Annotated in this window: 23 protein-coding genes and 1 riboswitch; of the genes, 15 read left to right on the top strand and 8 right to left on the bottom strand. The window is 69.5% G+C overall.

Going from position 1 to position 23,085, the window contains the following annotated elements; translation table 11 throughout:
* Positions 1-110: 110 nt before the first annotated feature.
* Genes EV651_RS15370 through EV651_RS15355 form a run of 4 tightly spaced genes read left to right on the top strand, consistent with a single transcriptional unit; the run spans position 111 to position 5,141 of the window.
* A complete protein-coding gene (locus EV651_RS15370; RefSeq protein ID WP_133785866.1) occupies positions 111-1,271 on the top strand; it encodes an FAD-binding oxidoreductase in 1,161 nt (386 codons plus the stop codon).
* Positions 1,268-3,244 carry a 2Fe-2S iron-sulfur cluster-binding protein gene (locus EV651_RS15365; protein WP_133785865.1) on the top strand — a complete coding sequence of 659 codons (1,977 nt, stop codon included), beginning with the start codon at positions 1,268-1,270 and terminating at the stop codon, positions 3,242-3,244. The genes EV651_RS15370 and EV651_RS15365 overlap by 4 nt, the downstream gene beginning before the upstream one ends.
* Complete coding sequence (locus tag EV651_RS15360) at positions 3,241-4,143, top strand: dihydrodipicolinate synthase family protein (protein ID WP_133785864.1); 903 nt, start codon at positions 3,241-3,243, stop codon at positions 4,141-4,143. Before EV651_RS15365 ends, EV651_RS15360 begins: the two co-directional genes overlap by 4 nt.
* A complete protein-coding gene (locus EV651_RS15355; RefSeq protein WP_133785863.1) occupies positions 4,140-5,141 on the top strand; it encodes a proline racemase family protein in 1,002 nt (333 codons plus the stop codon). The genes EV651_RS15360 and EV651_RS15355 overlap by 4 nt, the downstream gene beginning before the upstream one ends.
* 131 nt (positions 5,142-5,272) lie before the next feature.
* Here the strand turns inward: EV651_RS15355 and EV651_RS15350 are convergent, their stop codons facing one another.
* Positions 5,273-5,626, bottom strand: a complete 354-nt coding sequence (locus EV651_RS15350; protein ID WP_133785862.1) for a UBP-type zinc finger domain-containing protein — start codon at positions 5,624-5,626, stop codon at positions 5,273-5,275.
* A 49-nt stretch (positions 5,627-5,675) separates the two neighbouring features.
* Positions 5,676-6,308, bottom strand: coding sequence for an HD domain-containing protein (locus EV651_RS15345; protein ID WP_133785861.1), 633 nt, complete (start codon positions 6,306-6,308; stop codon positions 5,676-5,678).
* A gap of 70 nt (positions 6,309-6,378) precedes the next feature.
* Between EV651_RS15345 and EV651_RS15340 the strand changes: the two genes are divergently transcribed.
* Positions 6,379-7,359, top strand: coding sequence for a GlxA family transcriptional regulator (locus tag EV651_RS15340; RefSeq protein WP_133785860.1), 981 nt, complete (start codon positions 6,379-6,381; stop codon positions 7,357-7,359).
* 37 nt (positions 7,360-7,396) lie between these two features.
* On the top strand, positions 7,397-7,897 hold the full coding sequence (locus EV651_RS15335; RefSeq protein WP_133785859.1) for a VOC family protein: 501 nt from the start codon (positions 7,397-7,399) through the stop codon (positions 7,895-7,897).
* On the opposite strand, the gene EV651_RS15330 is transcribed toward EV651_RS15335, so the two are convergent.
* From EV651_RS15330 to EV651_RS15320, 3 genes are read right to left on the bottom strand one after another with little or no spacing between them, the layout of a single operon-like run.
* The gene (locus EV651_RS15330) at positions 7,887-8,726 is read right to left on the bottom strand and encodes a biotin-dependent carboxyltransferase family protein (protein WP_133785858.1); all 840 of its coding nucleotides are present in this window, start codon (positions 8,724-8,726) and stop codon (positions 7,887-7,889) included. The genes EV651_RS15335 and EV651_RS15330 overlap by 11 nt on opposite strands.
* The gene (locus EV651_RS15325) at positions 8,723-9,328 is read right to left on the bottom strand and encodes an allophanate hydrolase subunit 1 (protein ID WP_133785857.1); all 606 of its coding nucleotides are present in this window, start codon (positions 9,326-9,328) and stop codon (positions 8,723-8,725) included. The genes EV651_RS15330 and EV651_RS15325 overlap by 4 nt, the downstream gene beginning before the upstream one ends.
* Positions 9,328-10,080: a LamB/YcsF family protein gene (locus EV651_RS15320; RefSeq protein WP_133785856.1), complete on the bottom strand. Its 753-nt coding sequence runs from the start codon at positions 10,078-10,080 to the stop codon at positions 9,328-9,330. Before EV651_RS15320 ends, EV651_RS15325 begins: the two co-directional genes overlap by 1 nt.
* Before the next feature lie 90 nt (positions 10,081-10,170).
* Between EV651_RS15320 and EV651_RS15315 the strand changes: the two genes are divergently transcribed.
* From EV651_RS15315 to EV651_RS15305, 3 genes are all read left to right on the top strand, one after another.
* The gene (locus EV651_RS15315; protein ID WP_133785855.1) at positions 10,171-10,932 is read left to right on the top strand and encodes a GntR family transcriptional regulator; all 762 of its coding nucleotides are present in this window, start codon (positions 10,171-10,173) and stop codon (positions 10,930-10,932) included.
* A gap of 207 nt (positions 10,933-11,139) precedes the next feature.
* On the top strand, positions 11,140-12,570 hold the full coding sequence (locus EV651_RS15310) for an aminopeptidase P family protein (protein WP_133785854.1): 1,431 nt from the start codon (positions 11,140-11,142) through the stop codon (positions 12,568-12,570).
* Between the two features lie 181 nt (positions 12,571-12,751).
* Positions 12,752-12,979 (top strand): hypothetical protein, encoded by a 228-nt coding sequence (locus tag EV651_RS15305; RefSeq protein WP_133785853.1) that lies wholly within the window; start codon positions 12,752-12,754, stop codon positions 12,977-12,979.
* Between the two features lie 4 nt (positions 12,980-12,983).
* Here the strand turns inward: EV651_RS15305 and EV651_RS15300 are convergent, their stop codons facing one another.
* The gene (locus EV651_RS15300; protein WP_133785852.1) at positions 12,984-14,399 is read right to left on the bottom strand and encodes an alpha/beta fold hydrolase; all 1,416 of its coding nucleotides are present in this window, start codon (positions 14,397-14,399) and stop codon (positions 12,984-12,986) included.
* A gap of 96 nt (positions 14,400-14,495) precedes the next feature.
* Between EV651_RS15300 and EV651_RS15295 the strand changes: the two genes are divergently transcribed.
* The 6 genes from EV651_RS15295 (at position 14,496) to EV651_RS15270 (ending at position 18,749) form a co-directional block, all read left to right on the top strand.
* Positions 14,496-14,849: a DUF3817 domain-containing protein gene (locus tag EV651_RS15295; RefSeq protein WP_133785851.1), complete on the top strand. Its 354-nt coding sequence runs from the start codon at positions 14,496-14,498 to the stop codon at positions 14,847-14,849.
* Positions 14,847-14,953: riboswitch (glycine riboswitch) on the top strand. (Overlaps the previous gene by 3 nt.)
* Positions 14,954-15,032: 79 nt before the next feature.
* On the top strand, positions 15,033-16,406 hold the full coding sequence (locus EV651_RS15290) for an L-serine ammonia-lyase (RefSeq protein WP_133785850.1): 1,374 nt from the start codon (positions 15,033-15,035) through the stop codon (positions 16,404-16,406).
* 60 nt (positions 16,407-16,466) lie between these two features.
* Entirely contained in the window at positions 16,467-17,297 is an 831-nt protein-coding gene (locus tag EV651_RS15285) for a helix-turn-helix transcriptional regulator (RefSeq protein WP_133785849.1), read from the top strand.
* Between the two features lie 140 nt (positions 17,298-17,437).
* Complete coding sequence (locus EV651_RS41375) at positions 17,438-18,052, top strand: hypothetical protein (protein ID WP_166658616.1); 615 nt, start codon at positions 17,438-17,440, stop codon at positions 18,050-18,052.
* A 29-nt stretch (positions 18,053-18,081) separates the two neighbouring features.
* Positions 18,082-18,318 (top strand): ribbon-helix-helix domain-containing protein, encoded by a 237-nt coding sequence (locus EV651_RS15275; RefSeq protein ID WP_133785847.1) that lies wholly within the window; start codon positions 18,082-18,084, stop codon positions 18,316-18,318.
* Positions 18,315-18,749 (top strand): PIN domain-containing protein, encoded by a 435-nt coding sequence (locus tag EV651_RS15270; RefSeq protein WP_133785846.1) that lies wholly within the window; start codon positions 18,315-18,317, stop codon positions 18,747-18,749. The genes EV651_RS15275 and EV651_RS15270 overlap by 4 nt, the downstream gene beginning before the upstream one ends.
* A gap of 4 nt (positions 18,750-18,753) precedes the next feature.
* Here EV651_RS15270 and EV651_RS15265 read toward each other — a convergent pair whose 3' ends face one another.
* Together EV651_RS15265 and lysX are read right to left on the bottom strand one after the other, a co-directional pair.
* Positions 18,754-19,566, bottom strand: a complete 813-nt coding sequence (locus tag EV651_RS15265) for a hypothetical protein (protein WP_133785845.1) — start codon at positions 19,564-19,566, stop codon at positions 18,754-18,756.
* Positions 19,567-19,717: 151 nt separating this feature from the next.
* On the bottom strand, positions 19,718-23,074 hold the full coding sequence (gene lysX, locus EV651_RS15260) for a bifunctional lysylphosphatidylglycerol synthetase/lysine--tRNA ligase LysX (protein ID WP_133785844.1): 3,357 nt from the start codon (positions 23,072-23,074) through the stop codon (positions 19,718-19,720).
* Positions 23,075-23,085: the final 11 nt, after the last annotated feature.

Here is a 23,085-nt window from a genome sequence, read left to right as displayed (position 1 = left end):
TTCCGGGAAAGGTCCGGATGAGGTCCGGTTGCGTGCATTGACCGGCCGCCGGGACCACGCGTACGCTCGGTATCGTTCATTTTAGCGAACGCCTGCCGAGGAGGCCCGCCATGCACCGGTCCGCGACACCCGACGTGGTGGTGGTCGGCGCGGGCATGGTCGGGGCCGCGTGCGCGGAGGCGCTGTCGGCGGCCGGCGTGCGGGTGCTGGTGATCGACCGCGACGGCCCGGCCGCGGGTACGACGGCGTCCGGCGAGGGCAACGTGCTGGTGTCGGACAAGGAACCGGGGCCGGAGCTGGAGCTCGCCGTCGCGTCCCGGGCCGAGTGGGAGACCGTCCGCGGCCGGCTGCCCGACTGGGTCACCGACGTGGAGTGGGAAGCGAAGGGCGGCGTCGTCGTGGCGACCGGTGACCCGGAGCCGTTGACCGCGTTCGCGGCGAAACAGCGCGCGGCCGGGGTCGCTGCGCGAGTCATCACGCCCGCCGAGGTCTTCGACCTCGAGCCGTTGCTGACGCCACGGGTCACGGTCGGGGTGCACTACCCGGATGATGCCCAGGTGCAGCCGGTGCTGGCGGCAACGGCGTTGCTGGCAGCAGTTCGCGAGCGCGGCGGCGAGGTGAGATCGGGGGTCACCGCGCTCGGGATCCGGCAGTCGCGTGGTCGCGTTGTCGGTGTGGACACCTCGGACGGCGACATCGCCTGCGGTGCGGTGCTCAACGCGTGCGGGCCGTGGGCGGGCGCGTTCAGTGCGGCAGCCGGTGCGCCGATCGAGGTGCTGCCCCGGCGCGGCATGATCCTCGTGACGGCGCCGCTGCCGGAGTGTGTGCGTCACAAGGTGTACGACGCGGACTACGTCGGCGCGGTCGGCAGCGGGGACGCCGACCTGCAGACCTCCACGGTGGTCGAGTCGACACGGGCCGGGACGATATTGATCGGATCGAGCCGGGAGCGGATCGGGTTCGACGAGGCTGTTCGCGTCCGGGTGCTGCGGGAGTTGGCGCGGAAGGCGGTCGGATTGTTCCCGTTCCTCGGCGACGTGCCGGTGATGCGGACGTACGGCGGGTTTCGCCCTTATGCACCGGATCACTTGCCGGTGATCGGCGCGGATCCGCGTGTGCTGGGGTTGTGGCACGCGACGGGACATGAGGGCGCGGGGATCGGTCTGGCTCCTTCGACCGGGCGTCTCATCACGGAACAGTTCCTGGGCCTCACGCCGCACGTTGACCCATCCCCGTTCCGCGTCGACCGGCCGGCGGTGATCGCCGCATGAGCGCATACCTTCGCCCACGGGCGGGTGATCCGGCAGAGGTCGGTACGCCGACGGCAGTGGACGTGACGGTCGACGGGCAGCCGGTCGCGGCTCAGGCGGGTCAGACGGTGGCCGCCGTACTGCTGGCCAACGGTCGCGACACCTGGCGGACCACCCGCGTGCACGACCGCCCCCGAGGCATCTTCTGCGGAATCGGCGCCTGCCAGGACTGCCTCGTCACAGTCAACGGCCTCCCCGACATCCGAGCCTGCCAACGCACCATCACCCCCGGCGACACAATCACAACCCAACCAGGCGCAGTCCTCCCCACTACCTCCTCCGCCGCGGTCCTACCCGCAACTTCGTCCACCGCCGTCGCACCCACAACCTCCTCGGGCGCAGGCCGGGAGGATGGCGGAGCGGACGTTGTGCAGGGCGCGGCGGACGGTAGGCCCGCGGCGGGGCGGGGGCGCCGGGTTGTGGAGGTTGTTGTGGTTGGGGGTGGGCCGGCCGGGGTTGCGGCTGCTCTAGCGGCTGGGGATGCCGGGGCTCAGGTGCTGGTCGTGGATAGCGGGCGGGCGGTTGGGGGGCAGTACAACCGGCAGCTGCCGCAGGAGTTCGCTGCTCGGCGGCCGGATCGGTTGCAGCATGAGTGGAAGGCGTTCGCCGAGCAGCGGGACCGGCTCTCAAGCCATCCGCGGATCACGTACCTGCCGGACACCTCGGTGTGGGCAATCGAAGGCCTCCGGCTCTGGGCTCAGACCGGTCCGGCCGACGCCGGCGGCCGGCAACCGTTCGCCATCGACGCACGGTCTGTGGTGCTGGCCGCCGGTGCCTACGATCGCGTGCTTCCCTTTCCTGGTTGGGATCTTCCAGGCGTCTACACCGCCGGTGCCGCGCAGGCGCTCGCCAAGGGGCAGCGGATCGCCGTCGGCCGTCGCGTCCTGGTCGCGGGCACCGGCCCGTTCCTGCTGCCGGTCGCCGAGTCGTTGGTCGGCGTCGGTGCACACGTCGTCGCACTCCTCGAAGCCAACTCGCTGACAACCGTCCGCAAGGGCTGGTCCAGCGATCCATTGGTTGCCCCAAGCAAGCTCCGGGAGGCCGTCGGGTACGGCGCGTTGCTCGCCCGTCATCGCATCCCGCTCCGCCACGGGTGGACCGTAATCGCGGCGCACGGCACCGACCATGTCGAGGCGGCCACGATCGCGCGCCTGGACAGTGATTGGCGCCCGATCCGTGGCAGCGAACGCCGGGTGGACGTCGACGCCGTCTGCGTCGGCTTCGGCTTCACAGCGAACCTCGAGCTCGCAGTCTCCGCCGGCTGCACGATCACCACCGGCCCCGACGGCGGCCCAGCCGTAGCCGTCGACGCCAACCAGCAGACCAGCACCCCCGGTGTCTTCGCCGCCGGTGAACTCACCGGCATCGGCGGCGCCGCCCTCTCCACCGCCGAAGGCACCCTCGCCGGCACCACCGCAGCCCACCACGCCCGCACCACGCCAACCGGCCCCGCCCTCGCGACGGCGTCCCACCACGACCTTGTTGGATCTGGAGTGGGTGGGGTTGCGGGGGTTCGGCGGGCGGTTGAGCGGGGGCGGAGGTTTGCGGTGGCGTTGGGTCGGGCTTATCCCGTTCGGGACGGGTGGAAGAGTTGGAGCACCGCGGACACGCTCGTCTGCCGCTGTGAGGAAGTGACCCGCGGACAGATCGAAGCCGCCGCGCAGCAGCGGGGGCTGGACGACGGGCGGGCCATGAAGCTGAGCAGCCGCGCGGGACTCGGGATGTGCCAGGGGCGGGTGTGTTCCCGCACCGTTGCAGCCCTGCTGGCCGCGCCGGGCGACGTACCGGAACCAAGCATGAAACGACCGATCGCCGTACCAGTGAGGCTGCGGGATCTGGCGGACGCCGAGGTCGCGGAATCACCAGAAACCGTGCCGGACACCAGGCCGGACACCAGGCCGGACACCATGCCGGTCACGATGGAGGAACAATGAGCGAGAAGCTGGACGGCGTGATCGTCGCGACCGCGCTACCGTACGCCGAGGACGCGTCGGCGCCGGCGGGATTGCGCCCGGACCTGGACAAGTACGCCGAGCACTGCCGCTGGCTGGTCGACAACGGCTGCCGTGGCGTCGGGCCGAACGGGTCGCTCGGTGAGTACTCGTCGCTCTCCGACGACGAGCGCCGCGCCGTGGCGAGGACCGCGATCGAGGCTGTCGGTGACGACGGCATTGTGGTGGTCGGCGTTCACGGCGTCGGCTCCCACCAGGCGCGCGCCTGGGCGGAGAAGGCTGCCGAGGACGGCGCGCACGGTGTCCTCTGCCTGCCGCCGACCATGTACCGCGCGAACCGCGGCGAGGTGATCGCACACTTCACCGAGGTCGCGAAGGCCGGCCTGCCTGTGATGGTCTACAACAACCCGCTCGACACCAAGGTCGACCTGACCCCGGACCTGCTCGCTGAGATCGCGCAGATCGAGAACATCGTCGCGGTGAAGGAGTTCTCCGGCGACGTACGGCGGATCCTCGAGATCCGCGAACTGGCGCCGGATCTGGCCGTGATCGCCGGCGCCGACGACCTGACCCTCGAGGCGTTGCTGATGGGCGCGACCGGCTGGTTCGCCGGCTTCCCGAACGTGTTCCCGAAGGAATCCGTTCGGTTGTTCGAGCTCGCCACGCAGGGCAAGCTGGAGGAGGCCCGCGCGTTGTACGAGCCGTTGGTCGCCGCGTTCCGGTGGGACTCGCGGACCGAGTTCGTCCAGGCGATCAAGTACGGCATGGACTACGTCGGGCGGTTCGGTGGACCGTGCCGGCCGCCGCGCGGACCGCTGGTCCCCGAGCACGTCGCGCAGCTGGAGCAGGACATGAAGAAAGCAGTGGAGTCACTGGTATGAGGTCCGTCCGGACGATCAGTGCCATCGATTCGCACACCGAGGGTATGCCGACCCGCGTCGTCACCGGCGGGGTCGGCGTGGTCCCCGGTACGACGATGGCCGAGCGGCGCGAGTACTTCATCAAGCACCTGGACGACCTGCGGTTGTTCCTGATGAACGAGCCGCGCGGTCACGCCGCGATGAGCGGCGCGATCCTGCAGCCGTCGACGCGGGCCGACGCGGACTGGGGCGTGCTGTACATCGAGGTCTCCGGACTGCTGCCGATGTGCGGGCACGGCACGATCGGGGTCGCGACCGTGCTGGTCGAGTCCGGCATGGTCGAGGTGACGGAGCCGGTGACCGAGGTCCGGCTGGACACGCCGGCCGGCCTCGTCGTCGTGGACGTTGCCGTGAGCAACGGTCGTGCCGAGCACGTGACGTTGCGCAACGTTCCGGCGTACTCGCATGCTCTGGACGCCTCGGTCGAGGTGCCCGGGCTCGGTCGCGTCACCTATGACATGGCGTACGGCGGGAACTTCTACGCGATCCTGCCGCTGGAGCAGCTCGGGATCCCGTTCGATCGGGCCGAGAAGGATCGCATCCTGAAGGCCGGGCTGGACATCATGGACGCGATCAACGCCGCCGACCGTCCGGTGCATCCGCTCGATCCGGGCATCAACGGCTGCAAGCACGTGCAGTTCACCGCACCCGGTCTCGACGGTGCCGATTCCCGGAATGCGATGGCGATCCACCCCGGCTGGTTCGACCGGTCGCCGTGCGGCACCGGTACGTCGGCACGGATGGCGCAGCTCCACGCCCGCGGCGAGCTCGCCCTCGACACCGACTTCGTCAACGAGTCCTTCATCGGCACCCGCTTCACCGGCCGCCTGATCGAAGAAACCACAGTCGGCCCCCACCCGGCCGTGGTCCCCACAGTCACCGGCCGAGCCTGGATCACCGGCACCGCCAACTACCTCCTCGACCCCGACGACCCCTTCCCCACCGGCTTCGTCCTGTAATCCCCGGCCGGTGCGTGGCGGGGCGGTGCACCCCTAGCCGTGGCGTTGAACAGGAAATGTGCTGTCCCCACCACCCAGTTCCTGTTCAAGCCCCCAACTAGTGCCGGGTCGCAGTCCGGCGGCTCAGTGGGTCAGCGGTGGAGTTGGGATTGCCAGTTGGTGGGGACGTTGCCGCCGGGGACGGGCTGGGATTCGGGGCGGGACAGTGGTGCGGCGAGGGTGGGGCCGTCGTAGTACTGAGACTCGCCGTAGTGCCAGAACCAGTCCTCGCCGGGCTCGAAGCTGCGAACGATCTGGTGGCCCGTCTCGCTCGCATGGGCGGAGGCGTGCTGGGCGGGGGACGAGTCGCAGCAGCCGATGTGACCGCACTGCGCGCACCGGCGGAGGTGGAACCACCAGCCGCCGGCCTGCAGGCACTCAACGCATCCGGTGCCGCTCGGGGGAACTGTGCTGTCGATGCCTGGCGTTCCAGAACTCTCCGTCATACCGCCCATCCTGTCCCGTCCCCTGGCCCTTGGACAAGGAACCCCCCGACTACTCGGGCCAGGAGGAGTTCTTGATGACGTCCACGAAATCGGTGCGGTGGAAGCCGGGGACGAAATGCTCCAGCACGTCCGCCTTGACGTTGCCGAAGGTCGTCGCCGGGCGGTCCTGAATGCCCTCGGTGAACGCCTCCAGGATGCGGTTCTTGAAGTCGGGACGCGGGTGGGCGGCCGTCACCGCGGTGCGTTGCGCTTCGGTGATGGCGTCGTACCCGATGCCGAGTACGTCGAGTTCGACGCCGCGCGTGACGAGGGCGATCTCGGCGGGCAGGTGCAGCGGGATCTCCGGGGTCGTGTGCAGCGCGATGGCCGTCCACACGCGGTCGGCAGCGTCGCCGGTGATGCCGTGCCGCTGCAGGAACCGGCGGGCCTCGTCGGCGCCGTCGAGCTCGAAGCGCTGGTCGGTACGGCGGTAGCGCTCGGTCAGACCGAGGTCGTGGAACATCGCGCCGACGTACAGCAGCTCAGGGTCGTACGCGAGTCCTTGGCCGCGGAGGGATCCGAACAAGAAGACGCGCCGGGAGTGGTCGAAGACCAATTGTGACGCGGCCTCGCGGACGAGCTCGGTCGCCTCGCGGGCGAGTGTGCTGTCCGGGATCCGGACGCCGGCGATCTCCTCGGTCATGGTGGTCCTTTCACAGCGGCAACGGTGGGATCAGTGGTTCCAGGTTCGCCGGGATCGCTATGCTGACGCCATGTCCTTATCGCCACATGAACCACAGATTCGGACACGCCGCCGAATCGCGTTCGTCGTGTACGACGGTGTGACCCTGCTCGACGTCACCGGGCCTGTGGAGGTGCTCCACCAGGCAAACCAGGTGGGGAGCGGGCAGTACGAGACGGTGCTTGTGTCTGCGGTAGGCGGACAGGTGACCACGGCGTCCGGGCTGGTGCTGGCGGGGACGATCACTCCAGAGAAAGCAGGGATGGTTGACACGGTGGTCGTGGCGGGGGCCGATCACTTGGTCGATGGGGTGCCGAGCGAGGTGCTGGACGTGACGGCGGCGCTGGCGGCGAAGGCCGGGCGGGTGGCGTCGGTCTGTAGCGGGGCGTTCGTCCTGGCGGCGCTCGGTCTGCTGGACGGGCGGCGAGCGACGACGCACTGGCGGCACGCGGCGGCGATGGCTCGGCAGTACCCGAAGGTGGAGGTCGTGCCCGACGCTCTGCACATCACCGACGGGCGGTATGTGACCTCGGCCGGGATCAGTGCCGGTGTCGACCTCACCCTCGCCCTCGTCGAAGCGGACCACGGCGCCGACACAGCCAGGGCAGTCGCGCGCGAGCTCGTCGTGTTCATGCAACGCCCGGGCAGCCAGTCACAGTTCTCGACCGCGATGGCGACCCCGCCGGCGCGGACGGAGCTGATGCGCACGATCGCCGACACAGTCGTTGCAGACCCGGCCGGCGAGCACACTCTGCCGAAGCTTGCTGCCACGGCCGCAGTCAGCCCGCGTCACCTGACCCGCCTGTTCCAGAACGAGTTCCGCACCACGCCCGGCCGCTGGGTCGAACGTGTCCGGCTGGACCGCGCACAGCAGCTCCTGCTCGACGGGCACAGCATCACCACGGCCGCCCGTCTCAGCGGGCTCGGCAGCGACGAGACCCTGCGCCGCGCGTTCGCCCGCCACCTCGGCGCGACGCCAACGGAGTACCTCCGCCGGTTCAAGAACGTATAGGACAGAACCTGTCCGCTATCCCGTCCAGACTGGATGCATGACAACACAGCAGATCCCCGGCGGTAAGTCGACCATCACGCCGTACGTCGCGGTGAAGGGCGCGGACAAGTTCCTGGACTTCGTGGAGCAGACGTTCGAGGTCCGCACGAGTGGACGGTTCCCGAACCAGGACGGCACGATCGGCCATGCCGAGATCACCGTCGGCACATCGGTCCTGATGACGTTCGACGCAGCCCCGGACTGGCCGGACACCCCGAGCTTCCTGAGCGTGTACGTCGACGACGTGGAGCGGACCTTCCAACGGGCGATCGACGCCGGCGCGACCGTCGTGACCGAGCTGATGTACTCCGGGATCACCGGCGACCGCGGCGGCCGGGTGAGGGATCCGCTGGGCAACATCTGGTGGCTGCAGACCCACGTCGAAGACGTCGACCCGAGCACGATCCCGGCCCTGTTCGCGGACCCCGAAGAGGCCGCCAAGATGCGCCACGCCCAGGACACCTTCGCCGAGGAGATGCGCAGGCGCATCAAGAACTGAGCAGTCGCACCGGCTGGCCGGGGCGGACCTGGGCGCACGCGTCGAGGTCCGCCGAGGTGACGTACGCGATGACCGGGTACCCGCCGGTGACGGGATGGTCCGCGAGGAAGATGACCGGCGTGCCGGAGGGAGGGATCTGGATGGCGCCGCGGGCCATGCCTTCGCTGGCGAGTTCGCCGGTGCGGGCGCGTTCGAGTGGTTCCCCGTCGAGCCGTACGCCGACGCGGTTGCTGTTGCTGCTCACCGCATAAACCTGCGACACGAGCGACGCCCACCCAGCGTCGGTGAACCAGTCGCGGCGCGGTCCCGGCGTTACCCGCAGTACGACCGTCCCCGCGGCCGGATGCGCGACAGGAGCGAGGTCGACGCCGGGCATTGGCTCGACGGAAGACCCGACCGGCAGCGTCTGATTCGCGACGAGCGGCGCCGGCCCGAGACCGGACAACAAGTCGGTGGAGCGGGAGCCGAGCACCGCGGGTACGTCGATCCCGCCGCGGACGGCGACGTACGTGCGTAGTCCGCTCGTCGGTGCTCCAAGACGCAGTACCTGACCCGCGCGCAGCGTGGTCGGAGCGTTGAGCGGTACGCCGGTGCATGGCGCACCGGTGATCGCGACGACAAGGTCCCCGTCGGCATGCAGCACCAGACCGCCGTACGTCACCTCGACAGCGGCCGCACCGCCCGGGTTGCCGACCAGCCGGTTGGCCAGCGAGTAAGAGGCCCGGTCGCAGGCGCCCGACGCCGGTACGCCGAGCGCCGCCTGGCCGGATCGCCCCCGGTCCTGGATCGTTGCCAAGGGCCCCGGTTCGAGAACGGTCAGGCTGCTCATCCACGACCCGCGTCGACGAACCGGACCCGGCGTCCGGGGTGGAACAGCGCGGCGGGTTCGCGCGAGGAGTCGAAGATCCGCACCGACGTCCGGCCGATCAACTGCCACCCGCCCGGCGACTCACGGGGATACACACCGCTGAATTCTCCCGCAAGCGCGACGGCGCCCGTCGGCACCTTCGTCCGCGGCGACTCCCGCCGCGGGATGTCCCACGAGCCGGCCGACGTCAGGTAACCGAACCCCGGCGCGAACCCGCAGAATGCCACCGTCCACTCGTCCCCGGTGTGACGCTCGACAACCTCGGCCGTCGAGCACCCGAGCAACTCCGCCACGTCCGGCAGGTCCTCGCCGTCGTAGACGACCGGGATCTCGATCAGATCGCCCGCCGTCCGCGCCCCGGCGATCGGGGTGACCGCGCGCAGAGCTCGTGACAGTACGTCGAGATTGCCGGACGTCGTGACCAGCACAGTGCGCGCGGCCGGTACGACGTCGACGACATCCGCCGGCGGATCCGCGGTCAGTGCGGTGTAGTACCCGAGCACCTCGTCGAGATCGTCGAGCTCGACCAGCAACGCCCGATCGCCTGACGGAAGCAGACGCATCAGCCGGTGAACGGGCGCAGCGTCACGCCCGCTCCCTCCACCGCGGCACGCACCCGGCGGGCGATCTCCACAGCTCCCGGAGTGTCGCCGTGCACGCAGATCGACGCCGCGTCGACCACCAGCGAGCCACCCTCGATGTCACGGATCGGTTGCCCGGTCGCCATCGCCGTACACCGTAAGGCGATCTCGTCCGCGTCGTGGAGAACCGCACCAGCCGAGCGCCGGGACACCAAGGTGCCGGCCGGCGTGTACGCGCGGTCCGCGAAGGCCTCATGTACTGCGGTCAGACCGGCCTCGGCAGCGAGCCGGAGCCACTCTGAGCCAGGGAGGCCAAGCACCGGAAGGGTCTTGTCGTACTCCGCAACAGCCGCGACGACCGCGGCGGCCTGGTCCGTGTGGTGGCCGATCGTGTTGTACAGCGCCCCATGCGGCTTCACGTACCTGACCCGATCGCCCGCGATCCGGGCGAACGCATCCAGCGCACCGAGCTGGTACACGACCTCGTCGCGTAGCGCGGCCGGCTCGATGTCCACGAACCGGCGCCCGAAGCCGGCCTTGTCGGCGTACCCGACATGCGCGCCGATCGCGACGCCGCGCTCGACCGCCTCCGCCGTCACCCGGCGCATGATCGACGGGTCGCCGGCGTGGAAACCGCAGGCCACGTTCGCACTCGTCACGACGTCGAGCAGCGCCGAGTCGTCGCCCATCGACCAGGAGCCGAATCCTTCACCCATGTCCGCGTTGAGGTCCATCTGCCACCTCCTGGCCCGAGCGTAGGGATTGTTGAACAATCCTGCAAGAGGCTTGTTCCACTTTTCCGTGCCACCTGGGATGATGCGGGCATGAGTACGGGTGGGGCCGAAGAGACGGCAGCGGGCACTGGTCGGCAGGCGTGGTTGCGGACCGTCGCCGCCGACGTCGCGCGGCTGGACCGGAGCAGTTCGGCCGAGCGCGCCGCGGACATCCTGCGCCGCAGTATCACCGAAGGCGCGTTGCCGCCCGGCGCCCAGCTCTCCGAGGTCGAGCTCACCGAGGTCCTGGAGGTCAGCCGGAACACGCTGCGCGAGGCCTTCCGGCTGCTGACCCACGAGGGCCTGCTCGTCTACAAGCTGCACCGTGGTGTCTTCGTGCCGGAGCTGGACGAGCACGACGTGATCGACCTGTACCGGCTCCGGCGTGTCCTCGAAGTGGACGTCGTACGCGGTCTGGCTGACCGTGATCCGGAGCTCCCAGCCAGCCGGCTCGAGCCGCTGCACGACGATGTCGAAGCTGCCGAGGCGGCCGCGAGCGCGGACCGCTGGCCGGCTGTCGGTACGGCGAACATGCGCTTCCACGAGCACCTCATCGGGCTCGCCGACAGCGCGCGGATGGACGCGATGACCGGCCGCCTGCTCGCGGAGCTGCGGCTCCTTTTCCACGTGATCGCGACCCCGCGCGAGCTGCACGAGCCGTACATCGCGCGCAACCGCGGACTGTTCGAACTGCTCGAGGCCCGCAAGTACGAGCAGGCCGCGGCCGACCTGCACCAGTACCTGCTCGACTCCGAACAGGGCATCCTCGCCGCGTTCCGGGATAAGGGCTTGCGCGGCCCGGTCGCGACCTGAGTTGATGTGAGGGCGTGTCTGATGGTGCCCCGCCTACTGCGGGGCACTCGGCACGGCACCTCGCCGCACGGGTGCAAAGGCCACGATGCTCCGCATCGAGACCTTCGCCCCCGCACGCCGATGCACCGCACCGAGCACCTCCTCGCTACGGCGCTGCACCATCAGACACGCCCTTGACAACGACAGCTGCAAAGGGGAGCTCAGCTCATGACCGATGACGACCGGACCGACGAGACGCCGAAGTCCTACCGCCCGATCGACGCCAAGGGATTCCGGGACTTCATCTCGCGTGGCTGGGGGCCTGTCGACCGGTCGGTGTCGGTTCCGGAGGGGCTCGCGGAGGCGGCCGCGGAGCATCGGCGCAAGCTCGCCGCCGCGCTGCCGGGGCGCCGGATCGCGCTCGCGGCCGGTCGTGCGCCGGTCCGGTCGAACGACACCGACTACCAGTTCCGCGCCGACAGCGATTTCGTCTGGCTCACCGGTTGCCAGGCCGAGGGGTCCGTACTGGTGATCTCGGCCGACGGCGACGCGACGCTCTACCTGCGCGAGACGGCCGGCCCGGACGAGGCGGACTTCTTCTCGAACGCGCGCGACGGTGAGCTGTGGATCGGTCCGGTGCCCGGGCTGAAGGACTGGTCGGACGCGCTGCAGGTCGCCTGCCGCCCGATCGAGGAGCTGCCGGCCGCGGTCCGTGGCGCGGTTCCGTTCATGCTGTCGGTGCCGGGTGTCGAGCCGATGCTGGACGCCTTGGTACGGACGTCGCCCACCGACGGCAACGCGCTGCGCCAGACCCTGGCCGAGCTGCGCCGCATCAAGGACGACTGGGAGCTCGACCAGCTGCGCGAGGCGGTCGCGGCGAGTGTGCTCGCATTCGGCGACGTGGCGCGGGAGCTGCCGGAGGCGATCCGCGGCGGCGGTGAGCGCTGGCTGCAGGGCACCTTCGACCGGCGCGCGCGGACCGCGGGCAACGGCGTCGGGTACGCGTCGATCGTTGCAGCTGGCAACCATGCGCCGGTCCTGCACTGGGTCCGCAACGACGGCGCCGTGAACGAAGGCGACGTGATCCTGCTGGACGCCGGCGTCGAGACCCGCACGCTGTACACCGCCGACGTGACCCGCACCTTCCCGGCCAGCGGCGAGTACACCGCGGCGCAGCGGCAGGTGCACGACCTGGTGCACAAGGCGCAGCTCGCCTCGCTGGACGCGGTCAAGGTGGGAGCGCCGTACCGCGCCTTCCAGTACGAAGCGCTGCGGGTGCTGGCCGAAGGGCTGCGGGACTGGGGCGTGCTCGACGTCTCGCTCGACGAGCTGCTCGGCCCGGACGGGCAGCAGCACCGCCGGTACATCGTCTGCGGGACCGGCCACTACATCGGCCTCGACGTGCACGACTGCGACGCGTCCCGGCCGGAGGCGTACTTCGCCGGCACCATCGAGGCCGGTATGGCGCTCGCGGTCGAGCCTGGGCTCTACTTCCACCCGAACGACGAGACTGTCCCGCCGGAGCTGCGCGGTATCGGCATCCGGATCGAGGACAACGTGGTCGTCCACCAGGACCGGCTGGAGATCCTCACCGAGGACCTCCCGATCACGACCGACGGCCTCGAGCAGTGGACCCGGTCCCACCTCGGCGCCCGGTAATCAAAATTACTCGTCACGAACAGTAACGTTCGTCACTGCCCGACGATGTACAGGGCGGGGGAGGGTCGACTCGGCCCGGCGCGTGGCAGTGGGGGGCCGCGGATCACGCGCCCGGCCGAGTCGGCCTAGAAACTGGGTCCAGGGGGGACCCGGCATCCCCGGGTACGGGGGAGTAGTCAGCATGAATCTACGAGTGCGAGTCATGAACTACGGCAGCCGGCACTGGTACGCCGACATCGACGACGCCGACGATCCGCAACCGGACGACCCGTTCTGGTTCGTCGACAACTGCCGGACCCAGACGCAGGCGCTGGAGAGCGCCTGCGCCGAGCTCCGGCTGATGGCGGGCCGGCTGGTTCGAGGTGATCACCTCGACCGGGTTCTCGAAGTGACCGGCGTACCGGTCTGACCCGTCAGCCTGCGGGCTGTACGGCGGCGCAGCTGCTGCCGCGCTTCGGTACGTCCCGCGCGATCAGGTAGTCGTCGATCGTGCTCTGCATGCACGGGCTCTTCGAGTAGCTCCCGTGTCCCCAGCCGTCGTACGTCAGCAGTACGCCGTACCGTCCGAGCTGCCGTTCCACGCTCTGCGCCCAGGCGTAGCCAGTGGCTGGGTCGTGGATCGCGTTGGCGAGCAGTACTGGCGTCTTGAGCCCACGGACCTGCAGCAGGTGCTGCGGGTTGTTCGCGGGCGGTGAGCCGAGACAGATGGACACAGCCATCAGCTGACCGGGGTAGCGCAGGTCCTGGTTGTTCCGTGCGAGCCGCTGGAGATGTCCGGCGTACTCGCGGTAGCTGCGGACCGGCAGGTTCCAGTCCTGACAGAAGACCGCCAGCGGGTACGGCGCGACTCCCGTCTGCACCGGCTTCGGGGGAGTGGCGCCTGCCTTCAGCATCTCGGCCAGTGCAGACCACTTCGGTTCGTAGAGCGTCCGGAACACGGAGAAGCTCAGTGTGAACGGGTCAGGCGACTTCGCGAGCAGATCCGCCCAGATAGCGTGAATGTCGCGACCGTGCAGCGCACAGGTCGTTGTGGCGTCGCACCACTTCACGAACTCGTCGAACGAGTCCTGACCCGCGGCTGCCTGGTCGTCGAGGAAGCCACGTGTCGTGGACGAGCTGTGGTCGCTCACGCTCTCCAGTACCATCGCGCGGACCCGGTGCGGGTACGTCTCGGCGTACTGCGCTCCGAGCAGCGTTCCGTACGAGCTGCCGTGGAAAGAGATCGTGGACTCGCCGAGCGCTCGCCGTACGGCGTCGACGTCGCGCACCGTCTGCCAGGTGTCGATGTGGTCGTACAGCGGGCCGGTGTGCTCGCGGCAGTCCGTGGCGAGCTGTCGGTTGTAGCTGATCGTGGAGGTGAATTCGGCCGCGCTCTTGATGATCGGCGACGGCTGCTTGTTGAGCAGCCCCGCCGAGCAGCGCACCGGGTTGCTGCGCGCCACTCCGCGCGGGTCGAAGCTCACGATGTCGAAGCGGTCCTGCAGCTCCGTGCTGAACCGGTCGATCCCCGTCTTGATCCGGTCGACTCCCGAGTCGCCGGGACCCCCTGGGCCGAACACCAGGACGCCGACGCGTTCGCTCGGCACCTTCGCCGTACGGCGGGCGATCGCGAGCTCGAACGTGGCGCCGCCGGGATCGCGCCAGTCGACCGGCAACCTGAGCGTCGCGCACTGCGAGCCGCGAACCTCCGCCGGGTCGTCCTTGCCTTCGGGCTTGCAGTCGGCCCACTGCACCCCGGTCGTAGTCGCTGCTGTGGGAAGTGTTGTCAGCCCGGCGGCCGCGACGCCGAGCAGTACCGCGCCGGTCACGGCGCGCTGGGTGAACGTCATGCGCCGATCCTTCGGCAATCGCTTGCTACCGGCATCAGGGAGTCGCCCTCGCGTGACCCGGAACCGGTTTGGGGGACTTGTTAGGGTCGGGCGTTGATGAGTACCAAACATGCGGCGTGGTTCCGGACGGTGGCGATCGCCGAGGCGATCTCGTGGACCGGACTGCTGGTCGGGATGCTGTTCAAGTACGTGCTGTCCGACAACGAGATCGGGGTGAAGATCTTCGGCCCGATCCACGGCGGCATCTTCATCGCCTACGTGGTCACCGTGCTGGCCGTGCGCGGCCCGCTGCGGTGGTCCTGGCCGGTGACGTCGGTCGCACTGGCGGCCAGCATTCCGCCGTTGTTCACCTGGTTCTTCGAGATCTGGGCAGTCCGCACGGGCCGGATTGACGCCGCGCACGAGACCCCCGTACCGTCCACAGCAGAAGTCAATTCAACAGCCGCATGAACCCGTGCGGGAGAGACCCGGCCCGGAACTCGGTTCCGCAGGCCGGGCGCCGTAGGAGCAACTCTCCCCAAGAATCTCTCAGGCACCTTCACCGCGCGGGCGAGGCACCTCTGGAAGGCATCCGCCTGACAGAGCGGGGAGGACACCAATCGGTCAACGGCGACCGGAAGGAACCTCCACACGATGGCGATCAGCGTCTTCGACCTGTTCAGTATCGGGATCGGCCCGTCGAGCTCCCACACCGTGGGACCGATGCGCGCGGCCCGCACTTTCGCACGCGGTCTCGCCGACGACGGCCTGCTGGCCGCGACGACGACCGTCCAGGCCCAGCTCTTCGGCTCGCTCGGCGCCACCGGGCACGGGCACGGCAGTAACAAGGCCGTTCTGCTCGGCCTCGAGGGCGCCGACCCGGAGACCGTCGTCACGCACTCGGTCGACGCCCGTGTCGAGACGATCCGCGAACGCGGCCGGATCCTGCTGGCCGGCACCCGCGAGATCGCGTTCGACGAGAACACCGACCTGCTCATGCACCGCCGCAAGGCGCTCCCGTACCACCCGAACGGGATGATCTTCGTCGCCCGCGACGCGGACAACGCAGTACTGCGCGAGCGCACCTACTACTCGGTCGGCGGTGGATTCGTCGTCGACGAGACAGCCGCCGCGGGTGATCGGATCGTGCCGGACACGACCCCGCTGAAGTACCCGTTCACGACCGGCGCGGAGCTGCTCGACCGGTGCCGCGAGTCGCAGCTGTCGATCAGCGAGGTGATGCTCGCGAACGAGCTCGCCTGGCGGACCGAGGACGAGGTCCGTAACGGGCTGCTGCACATCTGGCAGGTGATGCAGGACTGCGTCCGCGAGGGCTGCGAGACCGAGGGCATCCTGCCCGGCGGCCTGAAGGTGCCGCGGCGGGCCCACGCCCTGCACAAGAAGCTCAGCCAGGACCCGTGGTCGGTCGATCCGCTCAAGGTGATGGACTGGGTGAACCTGTTCGCGCTCGCGGTCAACGAGCAGAACGCGTCCGGCGGCCGGATCGTCACCGCCCCGACGAACGGTGCCGCCGGCATCATTCCCGCCGTACTGCACTACTACCGGCGCTTCGTGCCCGGGGCGACCGAGGACGGCGTGGTCCGGTTCCTGCTGGCCGCCGGGGCGATCGGCGTGCTCTACAAGGAGAACGCGTCGATCTCCGGCGCCGAGGTCGGCTGCCAGGGCGAGGTCGGGTCCGCCTGCTCGATGGCCGCCGCCGGGCTGTGCGAGGTCTCCGGCGGTACGCCGGAACAGGTGGAGAATGCCGCCGAGATCGCGATGGAGCACAACCTCGGCCTGACCTGCGACCCGGTCGGCGGCCTGGTGCAGATCCCGTGCATCGAACGGAACGCGATGGCGTCGGTGAAGGCGATCAACGCGACCCGGATGGCGATGCACGGCGACGGCGTCCACGTGGTCACCCTCGACAAGGTCATCAAAACCATGCGCGAAACCGGCGCCGACATGAAGGTCAAGTACAAGGAGACGTCCCGCGGCGGCCTCGCCGTCAACGTCATCGAATGCTAGGTCCTGTCTGGTAACAGCAGTACCAGGCTGAAATGCGTGCCGCCCGGGATACTGGGGAGCATGGGTGAGCTCGGGCGGACGTTGCACGCGTGGCGTGATCGGGTGACGCCTGCGGAGGTGGGGCTTCCCGCCGGCGGGAAGCGGCGGGCGCCCGGGCTGCGGCGCGAGGAGCTGGCCCACCTCGCCGGGCTGTCGGTCGACTACATCGTCCGGCTGGAGCAGGGCCGGTCGGACTCGCCGTCGGTCCAGGTACTGACCGCACTGGCCCGGGCGCTCCGGTTGTCCGATGCCGAGCGCAATCATCTGTTCGCACTCGCCGGCGAGGTCGTGCCGTCGTCGGGGCGACTGTCGGCGTACATCCCGCCGGGCGTGCAGCGGATCGTCGACCAGTTGGAGGGCGCACCGCTGTGCGTCACCGACGCCGCCTGGACGATGATCGCCTGGAACCCGATGTTCGCCGCGCTGATCGGCGACCCCTCGCCGTTGCAGGGGCGGCAGCGGAACATCGTCTACCGGCATTTCGTCGAGCCGGGCGACCGCGTCGTCATGACGGCGGAGCAGCAACAGAACTTCCGGAACGCGATGGTCACCGACCTGCGCGCGTCGCTCGCCCGGCACCCGCACGACGCGGACCTCAGGGCACTGATCGAGGAGCTTCGCACCGGGTACGACGAGTTCGCGCAACTGTGGGACCAGCCGGTCGTCGGCTTCCACCAGTCCGAGCGGAAGACGATCCGGCACCCGGAGGTCGGCACCTTCGACATCGACTGCGACATCCTCGCGGTCCCGAGCAGCGACCTGCGCATGGTCGTCTACACCGCCGCCCCGAACACCGAAGCCGCCGAGAAGCTCCGCCTGCTGTCGGTGATCGGCCTGCAGGCCTTGGCCTGACTGATCAGCTAACGCACCGCATTCCTACGGTCGCGTAAGTGGTACAGAATTCCCGGAAGATTTCTGTTTGGCGTGGAATTTGTTCCAAGGGGTGTTTGAAACGACTCAGCTACCGATACTCTGCGGGACTTGTGAATCCGATGTCTGCCACGGCTTCCCGCCGCCCGCCCTGGCAGAACCCGCGGCGTCGCCGCCAGGCTGCCGCCGGTGCCGGCATCCTGTTGTTCGGCTACCTCGTGCTGGTCGTCGTCGCACTGCTCGGCGGCCCGCGGATCGGCGCCGGGTTCCTGCCACTGCCCGGCGGCGGGCCGAAGCCTGCCGTCCCGATCGCCGGCCCGCAGCCCGGCGAGCCGACACAGAACGTCGCCGTACTGCCGCCCAGCGCCACCCCGACGCCGCAGATCCCCAGCGCCACAACCAGCCCGTTCGCAACACCGTTGCCGACAGCAAGCAAGCCTGGTGAGCCTCAGCTCCCGGTCGGTACCACCAGTACGCCGTACCCGACGCTCCTTCCCGGGACGCCGACGCCTCAGATCGTCGAGACCACCGAGCCCACGCTCCCGCCCGCGACCAGGCGACCCCCGACCGTGCCCCCCACCAACCCGACCACCGCACCAACAAGCCGCCCCACCGCCACAACCACCCCAACGCCCACCCCCACCCCGAGCACCCCGCCGACAACCCCCAACGACCCGGACCACCACGGAGGCCTGGGCGGCATCCTCGGCCACCTACTCGACAAGCTCGGCCTCTAAATCGCATGTACGTGTGTTAGGGTTGGTACATGTCGATGAAGCGCACGAATGTCTACGCCGATCCCGAGGATCTGGCGTTGATCAAGGATGCTTCTCGCCGGCGCGGGATTCCGGAGGCCGAGATCATTCGCGAGGGCATCCACCTGGCCGCGATGGCGAACCGCTTTTGGGACGAGCCGCTCGACTGGCCGACCTTCGAGGGCACTGGTGAGCCGGTGACCGGGGACGAGATTCGCGACGAGGTCGCGCGTCGTACCGACCGGTGATCCTGGTAGCCGACACCTCCGGCATCATCGCGGCTTTCGATCGCAACGCACCGGAGGGGCCGTCCTGCAAGAAGCTCCTCCAGGACGCCGGAACAGTCATCTTGTCGCCACTTGTGCTGGCGGAAGTCGATCATCTGGCCAGAGCCCGGCTCGGTGCCGCGGCGCGCACGACGATCCTGGAGTTGTTGTCCGCGCAGGTGCAGCGGATGCGCTTCCAGGTGCCCGACATCGGCGCCGAAACCCTGGCAACTGCTCTGGCGGTGATGCGCCGATACGCGGATCTGGATCTAGACCTTGCCGATGCTGTCAGCGTCGCCCTGGCCGCCGACTACCGGACTGACGCGATTCTGACGCTCGATCAGCGGGACTTCCGCGCTCTGCACCCGCTGACACCGCACAAGGCGTTCCGATTGTTCCCTGACGATCTGTGAGGGGCTAGTAGGCCTCGACTTCGGTGGTGGCGGCGTTGCCGCCTGGGCGGGGTTGGAGGTTGACCTGCCAGGCCTGGTCCTTGCCGAAGGTCTGGTCGAACTTCTTGAACGAGCAGTCCGACCGGAACTTGCGGTGGTCGGCGTCCCAGTCCGCGCCGCTCTTGAAGTAGAGGCGGTAGGCGCCGCCGATCCGGTTCACGGTCGCGGACTGCGTCGCTCGGAGATACACCATCACCTGTGGAGTACCCGGTGGCTTGCCGTCGCTGACGATCGAGATCGCGACGTCCTTCGTCGTACCGTTGGTGATCCTGAGCCGCCCCATCCCCTCGGGATCACGCCGTACCAGGACCTCGCCGTTGTCGGGTCGCACCTGCTCCGGCGCAGGCCCGGGATCGGGCAGCGTCCGGCCGAACGTCAGCTTGATCCGCTCCAGCTGCACGAGCGCGGTGCTGAGGTCGGCACGCAACTGCCGCTGCACCTTCTGCGACGTGTACGCCGTACCACCGCAGCGCGCGTCCTCCTCGGTCTTCTCCGCCGAGCTCGTCAGCCGCGTCGCCGCCACGCCGATGCGCTCCTGCAACAGCGCGTGTACGCCGGTCAACCGGGACGTCACCGTCAGCGCGGACAGCCGGATCGCGATCGTGTTGAGCGACTCCGCGAGCGTGCTCACCGCCTCGCTCAGCCCCTCGGCCGTCCGGACCCGGGTCAGCGCCCGTCCCGGCCCGGCGAGCACCTGGTCGATCCGGGTCAGCTCGGCCTGATAGCCCGCCGTACTCAACGGCCCCGCAGCCCGCACCGATGACGCGGGAGCCGGCACGGCACTACTCGAAGAAGTCGCGACAGGACTCGGCGCAGGCGCCCCACGGCAACCCGCAACCAGATCGACCGCAGCGCAGAGCGCAACCCAGCGCCTCATCCCCACCCCCACGCCTCAGGCTCCCCAACCCGTGAGCTGTAAGGGTAGAGCATCAGTCCCGTGGCGCGGGACGGACGAACGGGAACGCCAGCGTGCTGCGAATGTTCTGGCCGGTGAGCATCATCATGACCCGGTCGACGCCGATGCCCAGGCCGCCGGTCGGCGGCATCGCGTACTCGAGCGCCGACAGGAAGTCCTCGTCCAGCGACATCGCCTCGGGGTCGCCGGCGGCGGCCTTCAGGGACTGTTCGGTGAGCCGGCGGCGCTGCTCGATCGGGTCGACGAGCTCGGAGTACGCCGTACCGATCTCGGCCCCGAACGCGACCAGGTCCCAGCGCTCGGCGAGCCGAGGATTCGTGCGGTGGTTGCGGGTCAGCGGGGACGTCTCGAGCGGGAAGTCGGTGTAGAACGTCGGCAGCGTGGTCCTCGGCTCGACGAGCTCGTCGTACAGCTCGAGGACGAGTTCGCCGGCGGACATCTCGAACGTCGTGTGGATGCCGTGCTCCGCGCACAACGCCCGGAGCTGATCCGCCGGCGTCTCCGAGTCGATCGCCGTACCGGCAGCCTGGCCGACCGCGTCGTGGACGGTGACAACCGGCCAGTCGCCGGAGATGTCGAGCTCCTCGCCGTCGCGGCGTACGACGGGCTTGCCGTACACCGCGGTCGCGGCCTCGATCAGCAGCTCCCGGGTGAGTTCGCGCATCACGTGGTAGTCGGCGTACGGCTGGTAGGCCTCGACCGAGGTGAACTCCGGGTTGTGGGTCGCGTCGGCGCCCTCGTTGCGGAAGTTCCGGTTCAGCTCGAAGACCTTGCCCATCCCGCCGACGCTCAGCCGCTTCAGGAACAGCTCCGGTGCGATCCGCAGGAACAGCTCGGTGTCGTAGGCGTTGATGTGGGTGACGAACGGCCGCGCGTTCGCGCCGCCGTGCACCGCCTGCAACATCGGCGTCTCGACCTCGATGAACCCACGGGTCTCGAAACCGTTGCGCAGGGCCCGTACCGCGGCACTGCGCTGCTGCATCATCCGCAGCGACTCCGGGTTCATCACGAGGTCCAGGTGGCGCTGCCGGACGCGCGCCTCGGGGTCGGTGAAACCCTTCCGCTTGTCGGGCAGCGGGTGCAGGCACTTCGCCGCCATCACCCACGACGTCGCGGCGATCGACAGCTCACCCCGGCGGCTGGTGACGACCTCGCCGGTGACGCTCACATGGTCACCGATGTCGACCAGCCGCTGCCACTGGTCCAGCGGTACGTCGCCGCAGGACTCGGCCGTCAGCATCACCTGCAGCTGCGTGAGTCCGTCCTGCAACTGCGCGAACGCGAGCCCGCCGTGGCTCCGCATCCGCAGCACCCGGCCGGTCACGGACGCCGTGTGCCCGGTGTGATGGTCCGGCGGCAGGTTCGGGTACAGCTCCCGGACGCGTTCCAGCGTCTCCGTCCGCGGCACCTCGACCGGGTACGGATCGATGCCTGCAGCAACGAGTTCGGCGAGCTTGGTACGCCGGATCTGCTCCTGCTCGGTGAGCTTCCGCGTCGGCAACGCCGGCCGCAGCAACTCCACTTCCTGCTCGTGTACGGCGGTTGCGAACGCGCGACCGTCCGCGGCCATGATCGCGTGCCGCTCCGCCGCCTCGACGCTGTCGACGCGGGTCCACGGCCGTGGGGCCGGCAGGAAGCCTTCCGCGGTACCGGCCGCCAGCACCACCTGCGCGAGCGACGCGCCCCGCGAGTAGCACATCAACCGCGGCGACCAGCGCGGCAAGTACTTCTCGTTCGACTGGTACAAACTCTCCAGCTGCCAGAACCGGGATCCCGCGGTCAGCAACGCGTTCGTGAGCCGCAGTACCGGTCCCGCGCCGACCCGCTCGGCGTCGCTGAAGATCTCCCGGAACATCGCGAAGTTCAGCGAGATCCGGTGTACGCCGAGATCGCGGGAGGCGTCGACCAGGGAGGTCACCATGAACTCCATCAACCCGTTCACGGACTCGGGATCGCGCCGCATCAAGTCCAGCGACACCCCGCGGACACCCCACGGGGCGAACGACAGCAGCCCGCGGACGACGCCGTCGGCGTCCCGCGCGATCACCATCACGCAGCGCGCGTCGGCCGGATCGCCGAGCCGCCCGAGTGCCATCGAGAAGCCGCGCTCGGTCCGCGCCCCACGCCACTTCTCGGCAAGGTGGACGTACTGCGCCAACGTCTCCGGTGAGAGGTCTCCGTGCCGCACGACCTCGGCGTGGTACCCGGCCCGCTGGACCCGCGTCACGGCCTGGCGCACCGGTCGCATCGTGCGGCCTTCGAGGGTGAAGTCCGCGACGTCGATGATCGCCTCGTCGCCCATCGACAGGGCACGCAGGCCGGCGTCGACGTACGCCCGCGCCGCCTCCTCGCTCGCCGACAGGACCGCCGGCGACCAGCCGTACCGGCGGGCTTCGGCGAGCCAGCGCTGGATCGCGGCGGGCCAGGCGACCGGGTCGCCGAGCGGATCGCCACTGGCCAGGCTGACGCCGTTCACCACCCGGTACGCGATCGCGGCGTCGTTGTCCGGTGCGAACACGACCGCCTTGTCCCGGCGGGTGGCGAAGTAGCCCAGCGAGTCCCGCTCGCCGTGCAGCAGAAGCAGCCGCCGTACCTCGAGCTCCTCGGGCTGGGTGAGGTAACGGACGCGCTGCACCGAGCGGAGAAAGATCCAGAACGCCAGCACCAGCGAGGCCGCCGAGATCGCGCCGACGGTCAGGCCGATCCAGCCGTGGCCCTCGTGACCGCCCAGCTTGCTGCGCGACTGGCCGAGCGCGGCGATCACGGCCCAGCCGATCTTCTGCCGCTGGCCGCTCAGCGTGCGCGGGAAGATCTGGGTCAGCGTGATGCTGACCGCGATCGAGATCAGCATGCCGAACACCAGCGCGGCGATCGCGAGCCGTCGGCTACCGGGTGCGAGCCGGGCCGGGAAGGCGCCGCGGATCGTCCACAACAGCGCGACGATCGCGGCGACCACGACGGCCTGGACGATGCCCCACTCGAGGTCCTGCACGCTGGCCGGACCGAAGTCGCGGAGCAGGTCCGCGTCCGTCGGGTTCGCCAGCCGGACGCTGGTGAACGCGATCCCGGCGACCTGCGCGAGCAGCCAGAGCGCCTCGAAGACCCACAGCACCCAGAGCAGTGCCGCTCGCTTACCGCGCAGCAACGCGCTGCCGACCACCGCGAGGTAGACGGCGGAGAAGATCGTGTGCCCGGCCGGGATGCCGACGAAGTCGAACGCGAAGTCGACGTGCTTGACCAGCTTCGGCGCGCCCACGTGCAACGGGATGGCGATGAACGACCACACCGACGCGAGCACGACGACGCGGCCCACCCAGACCGCGGCCCGGTGCTGCCACGCCGGGATCATTGCTGCTTGTTCCGACGGCACCAGCCGATCAT

It is taken from the genome of Kribbella sp. VKM Ac-2571 (genome assembly GCF_004362255.1).
GTDB classification, from domain to species: Bacteria; Actinomycetota; Actinomycetes; order Propionibacteriales; family Kribbellaceae; genus Kribbella; species Kribbella pratensis.
The sequence above is the reverse complement of the archived record's forward strand: the minus strand, read 5'-3'. Positions and strand labels throughout refer to the sequence as shown.